14 protein-coding genes are annotated in these 12,209 nt (G+C 64.4%); 7 read left to right on the top strand and 7 right to left on the bottom strand.

Translation table 11 applies throughout. From position 1 onward, the window contains the following. Nucleotides 1–88: 88 nt before the first annotated feature. On the top strand, nt 89–1,069 hold the full coding sequence (locus tag Q4G14_RS07965) for a hypothetical protein (protein ID WP_303361206.1): 981 nt from the start codon (nt 89–91) through the stop codon (nt 1,067–1,069). Nucleotides 1,070–1,141: 72 nt separating this feature from the next. On the opposite strand, the gene ileS is transcribed toward Q4G14_RS07965, so the two are convergent. From ileS to Q4G14_RS07980, 3 genes are all read right to left on the bottom strand, one after another. Further along, nucleotides 1,142–4,033, bottom strand: coding sequence for an isoleucine--tRNA ligase (gene ileS / locus Q4G14_RS07970; RefSeq protein ID WP_303361207.1), 2,892 nt, complete (start codon nt 4,031–4,033; stop codon nt 1,142–1,144). A 221-nt stretch (nt 4,034–4,254) separates the two neighbouring features. Continuing rightward, the gene (queF, locus tag Q4G14_RS07975; RefSeq protein ID WP_303361208.1) at nt 4,255–4,716 is read right to left on the bottom strand and encodes a preQ(1) synthase; all 462 of its coding nucleotides are present in this window, start codon (nt 4,714–4,716) and stop codon (nt 4,255–4,257) included. Then, nucleotides 4,692–5,657: a LysR family transcriptional regulator gene (locus Q4G14_RS07980; RefSeq protein ID WP_303361209.1), complete on the bottom strand. Its 966-nt coding sequence runs from the start codon at nt 5,655–5,657 to the stop codon at nt 4,692–4,694. The genes queF and Q4G14_RS07980 overlap by 25 nt, the downstream gene beginning before the upstream one ends. A gap of 79 nt (nt 5,658–5,736) precedes the next feature. Between Q4G14_RS07980 and Q4G14_RS07985 the strand changes: the two genes are divergently transcribed. The 3 genes from Q4G14_RS07985 to Q4G14_RS07995 are packed head-to-tail and all read left to right on the top strand — an operon-like array spanning nt 5,737 to nt 7,198. Further along, complete coding sequence (locus tag Q4G14_RS07985) at nt 5,737–6,387, top strand: SDR family oxidoreductase (protein WP_303361210.1); 651 nt, start codon at nt 5,737–5,739, stop codon at nt 6,385–6,387. 44 nt (nt 6,388–6,431) lie between these two features. After that, complete coding sequence (locus tag Q4G14_RS07990) at nt 6,432–6,851, top strand: group III truncated hemoglobin (RefSeq protein ID WP_303361211.1); 420 nt, start codon at nt 6,432–6,434, stop codon at nt 6,849–6,851. An 11-nt stretch (nt 6,852–6,862) separates the two neighbouring features. Then, on the top strand, nt 6,863–7,198 hold the full coding sequence (locus Q4G14_RS07995; RefSeq protein WP_303361212.1) for a VOC family protein: 336 nt from the start codon (nt 6,863–6,865) through the stop codon (nt 7,196–7,198). On the opposite strand, the gene Q4G14_RS08000 is transcribed toward Q4G14_RS07995, so the two are convergent. From Q4G14_RS08000 to ispH, 4 genes are all read right to left on the bottom strand, one after another. Continuing rightward, the gene (locus Q4G14_RS08000) at nt 7,195–7,824 is read right to left on the bottom strand and encodes a trimeric intracellular cation channel family protein (RefSeq protein WP_303361275.1); all 630 of its coding nucleotides are present in this window, start codon (nt 7,822–7,824) and stop codon (nt 7,195–7,197) included. The two genes, Q4G14_RS07995 and Q4G14_RS08000, sit on opposite strands and share 4 nt — an antisense overlap. Nucleotides 7,825–7,826: 2 nt before the next feature. Continuing rightward, a complete protein-coding gene (rnhA, locus tag Q4G14_RS08005) occupies nt 7,827–8,276 on the bottom strand; it encodes a ribonuclease HI (protein ID WP_303361213.1) in 450 nt (149 codons plus the stop codon). Further along, entirely contained in the window at nt 8,269–8,874 is a 606-nt protein-coding gene (locus Q4G14_RS08010) for a glutathione S-transferase family protein (RefSeq protein WP_303361214.1), read from the bottom strand. Before Q4G14_RS08010 ends, rnhA begins: the two co-directional genes overlap by 8 nt. A 63-nt stretch (nt 8,875–8,937) precedes the next feature. Beyond that, nucleotides 8,938–9,894 (bottom strand): 4-hydroxy-3-methylbut-2-enyl diphosphate reductase, encoded by a 957-nt coding sequence (gene ispH / locus Q4G14_RS08015; protein WP_303361215.1) that lies wholly within the window; start codon nt 9,892–9,894, stop codon nt 8,938–8,940. A gap of 284 nt (nt 9,895–10,178) precedes the next feature. Between ispH and Q4G14_RS08020 the strand changes: the two genes are divergently transcribed. The 3 genes from Q4G14_RS08020 (at nt 10,179) to Q4G14_RS08030 (ending at nt 12,205) form a co-directional block, all read left to right on the top strand. Then, on the top strand, nt 10,179–10,982 hold the full coding sequence (locus Q4G14_RS08020; RefSeq protein WP_303361216.1) for an RNA methyltransferase: 804 nt from the start codon (nt 10,179–10,181) through the stop codon (nt 10,980–10,982). A 94-nt stretch (nt 10,983–11,076) separates the two neighbouring features. Continuing rightward, entirely contained in the window at nt 11,077–11,541 is a 465-nt protein-coding gene (locus tag Q4G14_RS08025; RefSeq protein WP_303361217.1) for a YHS domain-containing (seleno)protein, read from the top strand. Between the two features lie 91 nt (nt 11,542–11,632). Next, complete coding sequence (locus Q4G14_RS08030; protein ID WP_368661340.1) at nt 11,633–12,205, top strand: CoA-binding protein; 573 nt, start codon at nt 11,633–11,635, stop codon at nt 12,203–12,205. Nucleotides 12,206–12,209: the final 4 nt, after the last annotated feature.

Raw genomic sequence — 12,209 nt, forward strand, 5'->3', positions numbered from 1 at the left:
AGGTTGACATGAGCCTGCGCTAAATCCAAGCAGAGAGCAGGTTCAGGCGCAGGGTCCAACCTGAATGCGGCAACAGGAAAGAGCGGATATGTTCAATATTCTGGCGGTGGTGCAGCACGGACGGCTGGCGTTTGAATCGCTGATTCTGACGGCCTCGCTGCGCGCCAATGCGCCCGATTGGCAGGGCCGCCTGATTCTGGCCGAGCCGTTGCCTCAGGGTGCATGGGCCGGGCATGACACCGCCATCAGCGATCCGATCCGCGATGCGCTGACCGACATGGGGGCCGAGATCGTGCCCTTTACCGCGCATCATTTCGGCGCCGCCTATCCCTTTGGCAACAAGATCGAGGCGCTGTCGGCCTTGCCCGCCGATCAGCCGTTTCTGTTTCTGGATACCGACACGCTGGTTATGGGCGCGCTGGATCAGGTGCCGTTCGATTTCGACCGCCCCGCCGCCTCGATGCGGCGCGAGGGCACATGGCCGGAACCGCCGCTGTATGGCCCGGATTACGCGGCGATCTGGCGGTCTCTGTATGATCGTTTCGGGCTGGAATTCGACAGTTCGCTGGATACCCGTCAGCCGGCGGATCACTGGGAGCGGTTTCTCTATTTCAACGCCGGCTGGTTCTTTGGTGCCGATCCGGCTCGGTTCGGGCAGCGGTTTCTGGATTGGGCCTTGGCGGTGCGCAACGATCCGGGCGATGCGCTGGCCTGTCAGTCGCTGGACCCGTGGCTGGATCAGATCGTGCTGCCGCTGGTTGTCCACTCGTTCGGGGGCGGACGCCCCGGCCCGGAACTGGCCGGGCTGGATGGCGACGTGACCTGCCATTACCGCAACCTGCCGCTGTTATACGCCCGCGAAAGCGATGCGGCGGTCGATGCGCTGGAACGGGCCGTCGCACCCAACCGCATCAAAAAGCTGCTGCGCGATTGGGAACCGGCGAAAAAGCTGATCTATCAGGGCAAAGGCCGCGAAAAGGTGCGCAGCATGTTTCAGGGCGCGCCGCTGCCCAGCCGGGAACAACCCCTGCGGCACCGGATCAAGAACGCGGGCTGGTGGCTGGTGTGACCGAGGCAAGGGCAGGGGCAGGGGCCTGAGGCCGCATCGCGGCGCGCCACGTTTGCGGCGCGCCGGATCGTGTCAGCCCAGAACCTGATTACAGCGGGCGCAGGTGCCGGGGTGGGCGTGGGTTCCCACATCCGGCAGGATTTTCCAGCACCGCTGACATTTTTCGCCATCAGCCGTTTCAAAGACCACGCCGATGCCGGGGATTTCCGGCAGGCGGAACGCCTCGGCGGGCAGGGGATCGTCGGTCAGGTGAATGCCCGAGGTGATGCAGATGTCGTGGAAATTCACCGACTTCAGCGCCGCCAGCGTGGCCTCGTCGCGGATATGCACGACCGGGGCGGCTTCGAGGCTGGCGCCGATCACCTTGTCGCTGCGCTTGATTTCCAGCGCCGCCGTCACCACGCGGCGGGCACGGCGCACCAGTTCCCATTTGGCGGCCAGCGGCTCGTTCAGCCAGTCGGCGGGGGTGGTGGGGAAATCGTGCAGGTGAACGCTGTCGTCTTGGGACGGAAAGCGGGCCAGCCAGACGTCTTCCATCGTGAACGGCAGGATCGGGGCCAGCCATGTCACCAGCCGATGGAACAGGATGTCCAGCACCGTCCGCACCGCCCGTCGCCGCGCGCTGTCGGGACCGTCGCAATACAGCGCATCCTTGCGGATGTCGAAGTAAAAGGCCGACAGGTCCAGCGTGCAGAACTGGAACAGCGTCTGGAAAACGCCCTGAAAATCATAGCTGTCATAGCCGCGCCGGACGGCGTGATCCAATCCGGCCAGCCGGTGCAGAACCCATTGTTCCAGTTCCGGCATCTCGGCGGGGGCGACACGTTCGGATTCGTCGAACCCGGCCAGCGCACCCAGCAGGAACCGCAGCGTGTTGCGCAGGCGGCGATAGGCGTCGGCGGTGCCTTTCAGGATTTCCTTGCCGATGCGGCTGTCGGCCGTGTAATCGACCTGCGCCACCCACAGGCGCAGAATATCGGCACCGTATTCCTTGACCACATCGGCGGGCAGCACGGTATTGCCCAACGATTTGGACATTTTCATGCCCTTTTCGTCCAGCGTGAACCCATGCGTCAGCACCCCGCGATAGGGCGCGCGCCCGCGCGTGGCGCAGGCTTGCAGCAGCGAAGACTGGAACCAGCCGCGATGCTGGTCGGTGCCTTCCAGATACAGATCGGCGATGCCATCGGGCGTGCCATCGGCCCGGTCGCGCAGCACAAAGGCGTGGGTCGATCCGCTGTCGAACCACACGTCCAGCACGTCCATGACCTGTTCATAGTCGTCGGGGTTCACGATCCCGTCCAGCATCCGCGCCTTGAAGCCGTCCTGATACCAGACATCCGCGCCGCCCGCCTCGAACGCCTGAATGATGCGGGCGTTCACCCGGTCGTCGCGCAGCAGAAAGTCGTCGTCGGTCGGCTTGACCCCCTTGCGCACAAAGCAGGTCAGCGGCACGCCCCACAGCCGCTGGCGCGACAGGTTCCAGTCGGGCCGCCCCTCGACCATGGAAAAGATGCGGTTGCGCCCGGTCTGCGGTGTCCATGTCACCAGCTTGTCGATGCTGGTCAGCGCGCGGGCGCGGATCGTGTCGCCATATTCGTCCATGCCATCGGCCAGAGGCTTGTCGATGGCGGCGAACCATTGCGGCGTGTTGCGATAGATCAGCGGTGCCTTGGACCGCCAGCTATGCGGATAGGAATGTTTCAGCCTGCCCTTGGCCAGCAGCGCGCCCGCCCCGTGCAGGGCCTTGATATTGCTGACATTGCCCGGGCCTTCCTTGCCGTCCGGCTGAACGATCAATTGCCCGCCGAACAGCGGCAGATCGGCGCGATAGCTGCCATCGGGTTCGACGTTATAGGTCATCGGCAGGCCATGCGCCTGACCCAGCAGATAGTCATCGTCGCCGTGGCTGGGCGCGGTGTGGACAAAGCCGGTGCCCGCATCCTCGGTCACATGATCGCCGGGCAGCATGGGAACGTCGTAATCCCACTCGCCCGCGCCGCCCTCAATGCCGCGATAGGGGTGGGCGAGGATCAGCCCGGCCAGCTCGTCCGCCGACACATCGCGCAGCCGGGTAAAGGCCGTGACCTTGGCCGAGGCCATCACGCCCTCGGCCAGCGCATCGGCCAGAACCAGACGCTCGCCCGGTTGAGCGGTGGCGTTTTCCGCCGTCTCGCCCACCTCATACAGACCATAGGCGATGCCCGGCCCATAGGCGACGGCACGGTTCTGCGGAATGGTCCAAGGGGTCGTGGTCCAGATCACCACAGACCCGCCGTCCAGCCCGCCGTCAACCGGGCGGAACCGCACCCAGACCTGATGGCTGGTGTGGTCGTGATATTCGACCTCGGCCTCGGCCAGTGCGGTCTTTTCGACCGGCGACCACATCACCGGCTTGGACCCCTGATACAGGCTGCCGTTCATCAGCAGCTTCATGAACTCGCCCGCGATGACCGCTTCGGCGTGATAGTTCATGGTCAGGTAGGGATCGTCCCATTTGCCGGTGACGCCAAGGCGCTGAAACTCGGCCCGCTGGACGCCGACCCAATGTTCGGCAAAGCGGCGGCATTCCTGGCGGAAGTCGATGGGATCAACGGCGTCCTTGTCCTGCCCCTTGGCGCGATACTGTTCCTCGATTTTCCATTCGATCGGCAGGCCGTGGCAATCCCAGCCGGGCACATAGCGCGCATCGCGGCCCATCATCTGCTGGCTGCGGACGATGAAATCCTTCAGCACCTTGTTCAGCGCGTGGCCGATATGCAGGTTGCCGTTCGCATAGGGGGGGCCATCGTGCAGAATGAACGGCGCGCGGTCTCCGCCTTGCGCGCGCAGCTGGTCGTAAATGCCCAGCCTGTCCCAACGGTCCAGCCATTCGGGTTCGCGCGCGGGCAATCCGGCGCGCATGGGGAAATCGGTTTCGGGCAGAAAAACGGTGCTGCGATAATCGGGGGTCTGGTCGCTCATCGGGGCGGAATCCTTGGTCAAACGTGGCAGGCAAGCATGATCCCGGCGGTAAGGAAACCCCTTGCCGCCGGGCGGATAATTCGGTCAATCCGGCCCGTCCAGAACATGCCCGCCTGTATAAAAACGCGCTGCCACCGCCGCAAGGGCACATTCCTGCGCAAACGGCGGCTGTTTTCCGTTTGCGGCGCAGGCAGCGGGGCCGTGCCGACCCCGCCGCGACCTCAGCCCCGGCCGCGATAGCCGGGCACGCCCTGATCGGGGACCCACACCCCTTGCGGCACGGTGCCGGTCTGCCAGAACACGTCAATCGGCATCCCGCCGCGCGGATACCAATAGCCGCCGATGCGCAGCCATTGCGGCGACAGCAGATCGGCCAGACGGCGGCCGATAGACACGGTGCAATCTTCGTGAAACGCGCCATGATTGCGAAAGCTGCCCAGAAACAGTTTCAACGACTTGGATTCCACCAGCCAGTCGCCGGGCAGATAGTCGATCACCAGATGCGCGAAATCCGGCTGGCCGGTCATCGGGCACAGGCTGGTGAACTCGGGCTGGGTAAAGCGCACCAGATACACTTGCCCGGCCTGCGGGTTGGGCACACGTTCCAGAACCGCCTCGTCAGGCGATTGCGGCAGAGGAGTGGCCTGACCAAGCTGAGTCAGATCGTCGGTGTAATGGGACATGATGGCTCCTGTTTTGGCCGGGTGGGCTGCGACCGGTGCGGACAGGATAGCAGGCGGGCGGTCAGAGCGTCCAGAAACACCTGCACCTTGGCGGGGATCATGCGCCCCGGCGGCATCAGCGCATGAATGGCGCCTTCGGTTCGGCCCTGCCAGTCGGGCAGCACCCGCACCATCCGCCCCGAGATCAGCGCAGGCTGCGCCAGCCAGTCGGTCGCCAGCAGAATACCCGCGCCGTCCAGCGCAGCGGTCAGCAGCGCGTCCGAGCTGTCGCAGACCAGTGGCCCCTGCGGGCGCAGATCATGGATCTGCCGCCCGTCAGTCAGCGACCACTCGGGCCAGAAGGCATTGCCGGTAAAGCCAAGGCAGGCATGGTTCGTCAGGTCGCGCGGATGATCCGGCATTCCCCGCGCGGCGATATAGGCGGGTGCGGCAACCAGAATGTCGCGGTATTCCCCCAGCTTTCGCATGGTCAGCGAACTGTCTTGCGGTTGCCCCATGCGGATGGCCAGGTCATAGCCGTCGGCCAACAGATCGACGCGGCGGTTCGACAGGCTCAGATCCAGCCGGATGTCGGGCCAGCGGGCGATAAAATCCGCCAGCAGCGGTGCAACAGCCACCATGCCAAAGCTCTGCGGGGCCGAGACGCGCAGCACGCCTTGCGGCGCGGCGGCCAGATCGGCGGCCTCGCGCCCGGCGGCGTCCAGTTGTTCCAGCAGATTGCGCACCCGCAGGTGATAGCGCGCCCCCGCCTCGGTCAGGGCAACCCGCCGCGTGGTGCGTGCCAAAAGACGGGTGCGCAGGCGTTCCTCAAGCCGCCGCACCCGGCGCGATATCAGCGAGGCATCAACCCCGATTGCCCGCGCTGCCGCGACGAAACTGCCCTGATCGGCCACGGCGGCAAAAGCGGTGATTTCGTCAAAAGATTGCGGACTTTTCTGCATCAGTCAAATGCTTGGTGCCGGGATTATCTGTCCGATCATAGGGTCTATATCCGTTCCACACAATCGACAGGAGAGCATTATGAAGACCTATCTCGTCATCGGTGCCGGTCCGGGCATGAGCCTTGCCACGGCGCAAAAATTCGCGGCGCAGGGCTTTCGCGTCGTGCTGGCCGCGCGCAATGCGGATCGTCTGGCCGAACTGGCGGAACAAACGGGCGGGGCGGTTGAAACGCATGTGCTGGATGCGACAGATCCACAGGCCGTTGCGGCGCTGATCCACGCGGTCGAGACGCAGGGCGGCATCGACGTGCTGCACTATAACGCCGCCCGTATCCGCAAGGGCAGCGTGACCGAACAGCCGCTGGACAGTTTCAACGCCGATCTGGCCGTGAATATTGGCGGCGCGCTGGCCGCGATCCATGCCGCCGCCCCGGCGATGAAGGCGCGTGGTTCGGGCACGATCCTGCTGACCGGCGGTGGCTTTGGTTTGAGTCCGCATCCCGACTATGTGTCGCTGAGCATCGGCAAGGCGGGAATCCATGCGATTGCCGCGGCATTGTTCGACGATTTTCGCGCCCATGGCGTGCATGTCGCTGCGCTGGTGGTGAAAGGTTTCGTTAACGCACAGGGGCGTGATGCCGGACCAGTGGCGGATGTATTCTGGTCGATCTACGATCAGGCCCCCGCCGATTGGCAACCCGAGGTGGTTTACACCCCCATCGGGAACTGATCGTCCTGCGGCAAATCGCGCCGCCTCTTGCCCGGCGGATAGACATGGCCCATGTTCGGGCCATGATCCCGCCGCGCTTTGACATCTCGCCCGAACAGATCGACCGCGTTGTGGCGGTGTTCTATGCCGCGATCCGCCGGCACGAGGTGCTTGGCCCGGTGTTCAGCCGCCACGTTCACGACTGGCCCGAACACGAGGCCAGAATCGCCGCATTCTGGCGCAATGCCATCCTGTTCCAGCGCGGCTATGACGGCAATCCGATGCGTGTTCACATGGCGGCGGGGGATGTGCGCGCCGAGCATTTTACCCCATGGCTGGCGCTGTTCGACGAAACCTTGCGCCGCACGCTGCCACCTGAACCGGCCGCCGCATGGTCGGCCCTGGCCCATCGCATCGGGGCCGGTTTGCGCATGGGGGTGCAGGATCTGCGCGACCGCGCGCCGGGGCCACCCGTGCTGCGATGAAAGGACACCGCATGACGACGCTTTTGCAGATGGATTACGTCGAGTTCTACAGCCCCGACCTGGAGGCGACGCAAGGTTTCATGGCCCGCGCCTTTGGCTGGGATTTCGTCGATTACGGCCCGGATTACCGCGATATTCAGGGCGCAGGCATTGGCGGAGGGGTCGAACGCGCCGCCGCCTCGGCGCCGCTGATTATCCTGAAAACCGACGATCTTCAGGCGGCCTATGACCACATCACCGCCGCCGGGGCCAAAATCACGCGCGAGATTTTCGATTTTCCCGGCGGGCGGCGGTTTCAGTTCCGCGAACCGGGCGGCACGGAAATGGCGGTCTGGACCCCGGCCTAGGGCTGACGCGGCGGGCGCGGACGATACAGCGGCAAGGCCCAGCCCCACACCATGCTGCCAATCCGCAGCGCCAGCACGACCGCCGCGCAGGCCAGCAAGGCGGCGGGCTGCGGCAGGCCCAGCCACACCAGCAGCACCGCCGTCAGCGCACCGCCAAATGCCGCCGTGATATACAGCTCGCCCTGACGAAAGATCATCGGGACTTCGTTGCCGACCACATCGCGCATCAGCCCGCCAAAGGTGCCGGTGGCGATCCCCATCAGCACCACGATCACCGGCGACACGCCAACCCCCAACGCGACACCCACTCCGGCGGGCACCGCGATGGCCAGCGCAAAGGCATCCAGCCACAGCAAGGCGCGCGCCCGGCTTTCCAGCAGATGCGCCGTCCAGAACACTGCCGCCGCCGCCAGAGCCGCCATCACGATCAGCGAGGGCCGCGCCACCCAGACCAGCGGCGCGCGATCCAGCAGCAGATCGCGCAGCGTCCCGCCCCCGACAGCCGTCAGCGCCGCCATAAAGACGAACCCGGTCAGGTCCAGTTGCTTGCGGCTGGCCACCAGCGCCCCGGTTAGCGCAAAGATCAGCGCCGAGGTATAATCCAGCGCCAGAATCAGTGCGGCCAGCGTCACTTGAACGGCTCCATCCCGGCGCGGGCCAGTTCGTCGGCGCGTTCGTTTTCGGCGTGCCCGGCATGGCCCTTGATCCAGCGCCATTCCACCTGATGCCGCGCCTGCGCCGTATCCAGCCGCTGCCACAGCTCGACATTCTTCACCGGCTTTTTGTCAGCGGTGCGCCAGCCGTTGCGCTTCCATCCGTGAATCCACTGGGTGACGCCGTTTTTGACATAGGCGCTGTCGGTGGTGATGACGATGCTGGCAGGCCGCGTCAGTGCCTCAAGCGCGGAAATCGCGGCCATCAACTCCATCCGGTTGTTGGTGGTGTCCGGCTCGCCGCCCTGCAACTCGCGCTCTTTCACGATGCGATCGCCATCCATGGCGCGCATCAGAACCCCCCAACCACCGGGGCCGGGATTGCCACTGCACGCGCCATCGGTCCATGCGAAAAGATCAGGCATCCAACCTCACATAGCCCGGCAACGCGGCCACCCGGTCCAACCAACGGCCTATACCGGGAAAGCGGGCCATCTCGAAACCGCCCCGCTCGCCCGCCGTATGCGTATAAGCATAAAGACAAACATCGGCCAGCGAGACGGCATTCCCGACCAGCCAATCATGCACAGCCAGCCGCGACTCCATCAGTGCCAGCAGGGCGTGGCCGCGTTCCAGCAATTCGGCCAAGCGTTCCGGCGTCGCCAGATGAGCCTTTGACGGATAGAAATTCAGTGCCGCTCGAACGGCAATCACGCCTTCATGCTGGTTCTGCTCCCAAAACATCCATGACAGCATCTGCGCGCGGTCAAAGGGATCGGCAGGCACAAAATCGCTGCCCTCCGCCAGCCAGCACAGGATCGCATTCGATTCCGCCAACCGCCGCCCGTCATCCAGTTCCAGCACCGGAGCCTTGCCAAAAGGCAAAGCATCCGCCTTTTTGACCGCTTCCATCTCGACCGAGGAATCCCCAATATCCACAATCTCGGCCCGCTGTCCCAGCAAAGCCAGCAAAAGCCGCACCTTATAGCTGTTTCCAGAAGAAGGCATCGAATACAGCCGCATGATCCCGCCTCGTCTTTCGTTTGAAAATATCCTCTGGGGGTCCGGGGGGCGAAGCGCCCCCGGTTACAACGCTTCGCGCAGAACCCGAGGCACCTTGAATTCCACCCGCTCTTGCGCGGTTTCCACGATTTCAACAGTCAGGTCATAGCGATCACGGAAAGCGTCGATCACCTCGTTCACCAACACTTCGGGCGCGCTGGCCCCGGCGGTCACACCGACCGCACGCGCGCCCGCGATGGCGCGCCAGTCGATGGCATCGGCGCGCATCACCAGTTGTGAATAGGCGCAACCCGCCGCGCGCCCCACCTCGACCAGACGTTTCGAGTTGCTGGAATTCGGCGCCCCGATCACCAGCAGCGCATCAATCTGCCCGGCAATCGCCTTGACGGCGGCCTGACGGTTGGTGGTGGCATAGCAGATGTCCTCTTTCGCGGGGCCGATGATCCCCGGAAAGCGCGCCTGCAAGGCGGCAACGATTTCGGCGGTGTCATCAACCGAAAGCGTGGTCTGCGTGATATAGGCCAGCCGCGCCGGATCGCGCGGCGTGATCGTGGCCACATCAGCCACGGTTTCCACCAGAATAACCTCGCCTTCGGGTAGCTGCCCCATGGTGCCCAGAACTTCGGGGTGGCCCTCATGGCCGATCATCACCATTTGCAGCCCCTCGGCGTGGTGGCGTTCCGCCTCGACATGCACTTTGGAGACCAGCGGGCAGGTGGCATCGACGAATACCATATCGCGCCGCCGTGCCTCGGCCGGAACGGATTTCGGCACCCCATGGGCAGAAAAAATCACCGGACGGTCATCGGGGCATTCGTCCAGATCCTCGACAAAGACGGCGCCCTTTTCGCGCAGGGAATCGACGACATATTTATTATGCACGATTTCATGCCGGACAAAGACGGGCGCCCCCCATTTTTGCAGCGCCAGTTCAACGATCTTGATCGCCCGGTCCACTCCGGCGCAAAATCCGCGCGGCGCGGCCAGATACAGGGTCAGTGGAGGCTTTGCGTGTTCCATGGCCGTGGCCTAGCGTGAAGCGGCCCGACAGTCCAGCGCAACACCGGGGGCGTCGGGCCAAGTGCCCCAAGGTGCGTATTTAGGCAAACAGGAAGCCGGGGCGTCGCCTGCTATGGGCTGGCGTGGCTGGCCGCAGGGCAGGGTTTGGGCTGCTTCCTGTTTGTTCAAATACGCATCTTGGGGGGCTGTCTGTGACGTCGGCGCGGGCTTTGGGATTGCGCGTTGCCCTTGCCATCACCTGCCGATCCGCCGCACAACAGCCGGGCAGAAGGAAAGGAAAGCCGATGGCTGACAACAGGGGTGGCGCGCGTAAGCCTGCATGGGTGATCGACAAGGAACGCGCGCGGCGCGCGGCGGCGGCTGAGACGATCTGGCTGTTCGGGCTTCATGCGGTGCGCGATGCGCTGGCCAATCCGGCGCGGGACAAGCTGCGGCTGGTGTTGACACGCAACGCCGCAGACCGGCTGGGCGATACCGGCGGCATTGAACCCGAGATCGTCGATCCGCGTGTTTTCACCAAGACCGTGCCGATTGCCGATGAAAGTGTGCATCAGGGCGCTGCGATCGAGGTCAAACCGCTGCGTTGGGGCAGCATTTCCGAAGTGGCGCTGCGTAATGTTCCCGGCGCGCCCCGGCCGCTGATCGTGGCGCTGGACCGGGTCAGCGATCCGCATAATGTCGGTGCCATTCTGCGCAGTGCCGAAGTCTTTGGCGCCCGCGCTGTTATCGCGCCGGCCCGCCATTCCGCGCCCGAAACCGGGGCCTTGGCCAAGACGGCATCGGGCGCGTTGGAACGACAGCCTTATCTGCGCGTGCCCAATCTGGCCGATGCGCTGATTTCGCTGCGCGAGATGGGGTTTATTCTGATCGGCCTTGATGGCACCGGGGCTGCAACCTTGCCGCAGGTGCTGGCCGATCTGCCGGGGCGGGCGATCTGTCTGGTTCTGGGGTCCGAGGGGCCGGGGATGCGGGCGCGCACGCTGTCGCTGTGCGATCATGTGGTGCGCATCCCCTTTGCTGCCGATTTCGGGTCGCTGAACGTGTCGAATGCGGCGGCGATTTCGCTCTATGCTGCGACGCAAGACTGAGGTGCAAGACTGAGGCAGGCGGGACACGCTCTTTCACTATTGCGCGAAACCATGCAGCCATGCGTTGAGAATCTGCCTGGCTGCTGCCAGATAGATGTCCACCCCAGCCAGCCAAGCCGCAGCCATGCCCCGACCGATTTCCCGACCCGCCCTTGCCTTTGCCTTTTCCGCCGTGACCACCTGCCTTGCCGGTGCTGCCGCCGCGCAGGATTGGGCGTTAGAGGGGTATGATCCGGTCGGGTTTCAGGATCAGGGCCGGGCGGTGCCGGGGCGGGCCGATATTCACACCATGTGGAAGGGCAACCTGTGGCTGTTCGCCAACGATCAGCACCGGCTGGCCTTTGAATCGAACCCGCGCGCCTATGTGCCGGGCTTTGACGGGCTGTGCCCCGTCGCCCTGTCCGACGGGCGCGAGGAAAAGGGCGATCCGCGCTTTTTCGTCGTTATCGGGGATCGGCTGTATCTGACCCGCTCTGATTCGGCCCGGCATACGCTGATGAGCACGCCGCGCGATGTGCTGAACGATGCCCGCCGCCATTTCGCGGCCACGGGGCACTAGGTTCAGGCCCGGTCCCTGCCACGACAGAAATTCACGTTTTCGCGACGGCTCTGGAACTTTGTCCGTCGGATAACCATTTCCTTGACTGAACATGACCCCGGAACGGTCGTGTTCGGATCACTGTCCCTCGTTCCGCGACTTGCGCCCGGCCTTATGGACCGGGCGCTTTTTCTATGTCAGATTGGCCGGACTTTGGGACGAGGTGACGATGACAGGTGCAATCCTTTTGCATCCGCAAGATACATCCGACGAAGATGCCATGATCGCGCAGATCGCGCGGCAGGTAAAAGTTGTCGCCGTTGTCGGGCTTTCGCCCAATACAGACCGCCCGTCGTGGGGCGTGGCGCGTTACCTGCAATCGCAGGGCATCCGGGTCATTCCGGTGAATCCGGGCCATGCGGGCGGCACGATCCTGAATGAAACCGTTTATACCGATCTGGCCGCGATTCCGGCGGATGCCGGTGTGCAGATGGTGGATGTTTTCCGCCGCTCGGATGCGGTGGCGGGCATCGTCGAACAGGCGATGGCCCATCTGCCCGATCTGAGTGTGATCTGGACCCAGATCGGTGTGCGTGACGATGCGGCGGCACAGCGCGCCCGTGACGCCGGGCTGACCGTCATTCAGGACCGCTGCCCCAAGATCGAGTTTCCGCGCCATCTTTAAGGGG

Origin of the sequence: Paracoccus sp. (in: a-proteobacteria) (assembly GCF_030538755.1) — a bacterium.
In the GTDB taxonomy this organism is placed as follows: Bacteria; Pseudomonadota; Alphaproteobacteria; order Rhodobacterales; family Rhodobacteraceae; genus Paracoccus.

Coding starts and splice junctions, on each gene's coding strand:
- Q4G14_RS07965 (WP_303361206.1), top strand. CDS start 89: ATGTTCAATATTCTGGCGGTGGTGCAGCACGGACGGCTGGCGTTTGAA.
- ileS (WP_303361207.1), bottom strand. CDS start 4,033: ATGAGCGACCAGACCCCCGATTATCGCAGCACCGTTTTTCTGCCCGAA.
- queF (WP_303361208.1), bottom strand. CDS start 4,716: ATGTCCCATTACACCGACGATCTGACTCAGCTTGGTCAGGCCACTCCT.
- Q4G14_RS07980 (WP_303361209.1), bottom strand. CDS start 5,657: ATGCAGAAAAGTCCGCAATCTTTTGACGAAATCACCGCTTTTGCCGCC.
- Q4G14_RS07985 (WP_303361210.1), top strand. CDS start 5,737: ATGAAGACCTATCTCGTCATCGGTGCCGGTCCGGGCATGAGCCTTGCC.
- Q4G14_RS07990 (WP_303361211.1), top strand. CDS start 6,432: ATGGCCCATGTTCGGGCCATGATCCCGCCGCGCTTTGACATCTCGCCC.
- Q4G14_RS07995 (WP_303361212.1), top strand. CDS start 6,863: ATGACGACGCTTTTGCAGATGGATTACGTCGAGTTCTACAGCCCCGAC.
- rnhA (WP_303361213.1), bottom strand. CDS start 8,276: ATGCCTGATCTTTTCGCATGGACCGATGGCGCGTGCAGTGGCAATCCC.
- Q4G14_RS08010 (WP_303361214.1), bottom strand. CDS start 8,874: ATGCGGCTGTATTCGATGCCTTCTTCTGGAAACAGCTATAAGGTGCGG.
- ispH (WP_303361215.1), bottom strand. CDS start 9,894: ATGGAACACGCAAAGCCTCCACTGACCCTGTATCTGGCCGCGCCGCGC.
- Q4G14_RS08020 (WP_303361216.1), top strand. CDS start 10,179: ATGGCTGACAACAGGGGTGGCGCGCGTAAGCCTGCATGGGTGATCGAC.
- Q4G14_RS08025 (WP_303361217.1), top strand. CDS start 11,077: ATGTCCACCCCAGCCAGCCAAGCCGCAGCCATGCCCCGACCGATTTCC.
- Q4G14_RS08030 (WP_368661340.1), top strand. CDS start 11,633: ATGACCCCGGAACGGTCGTGTTCGGATCACTGTCCCTCGTTCCGCGAC.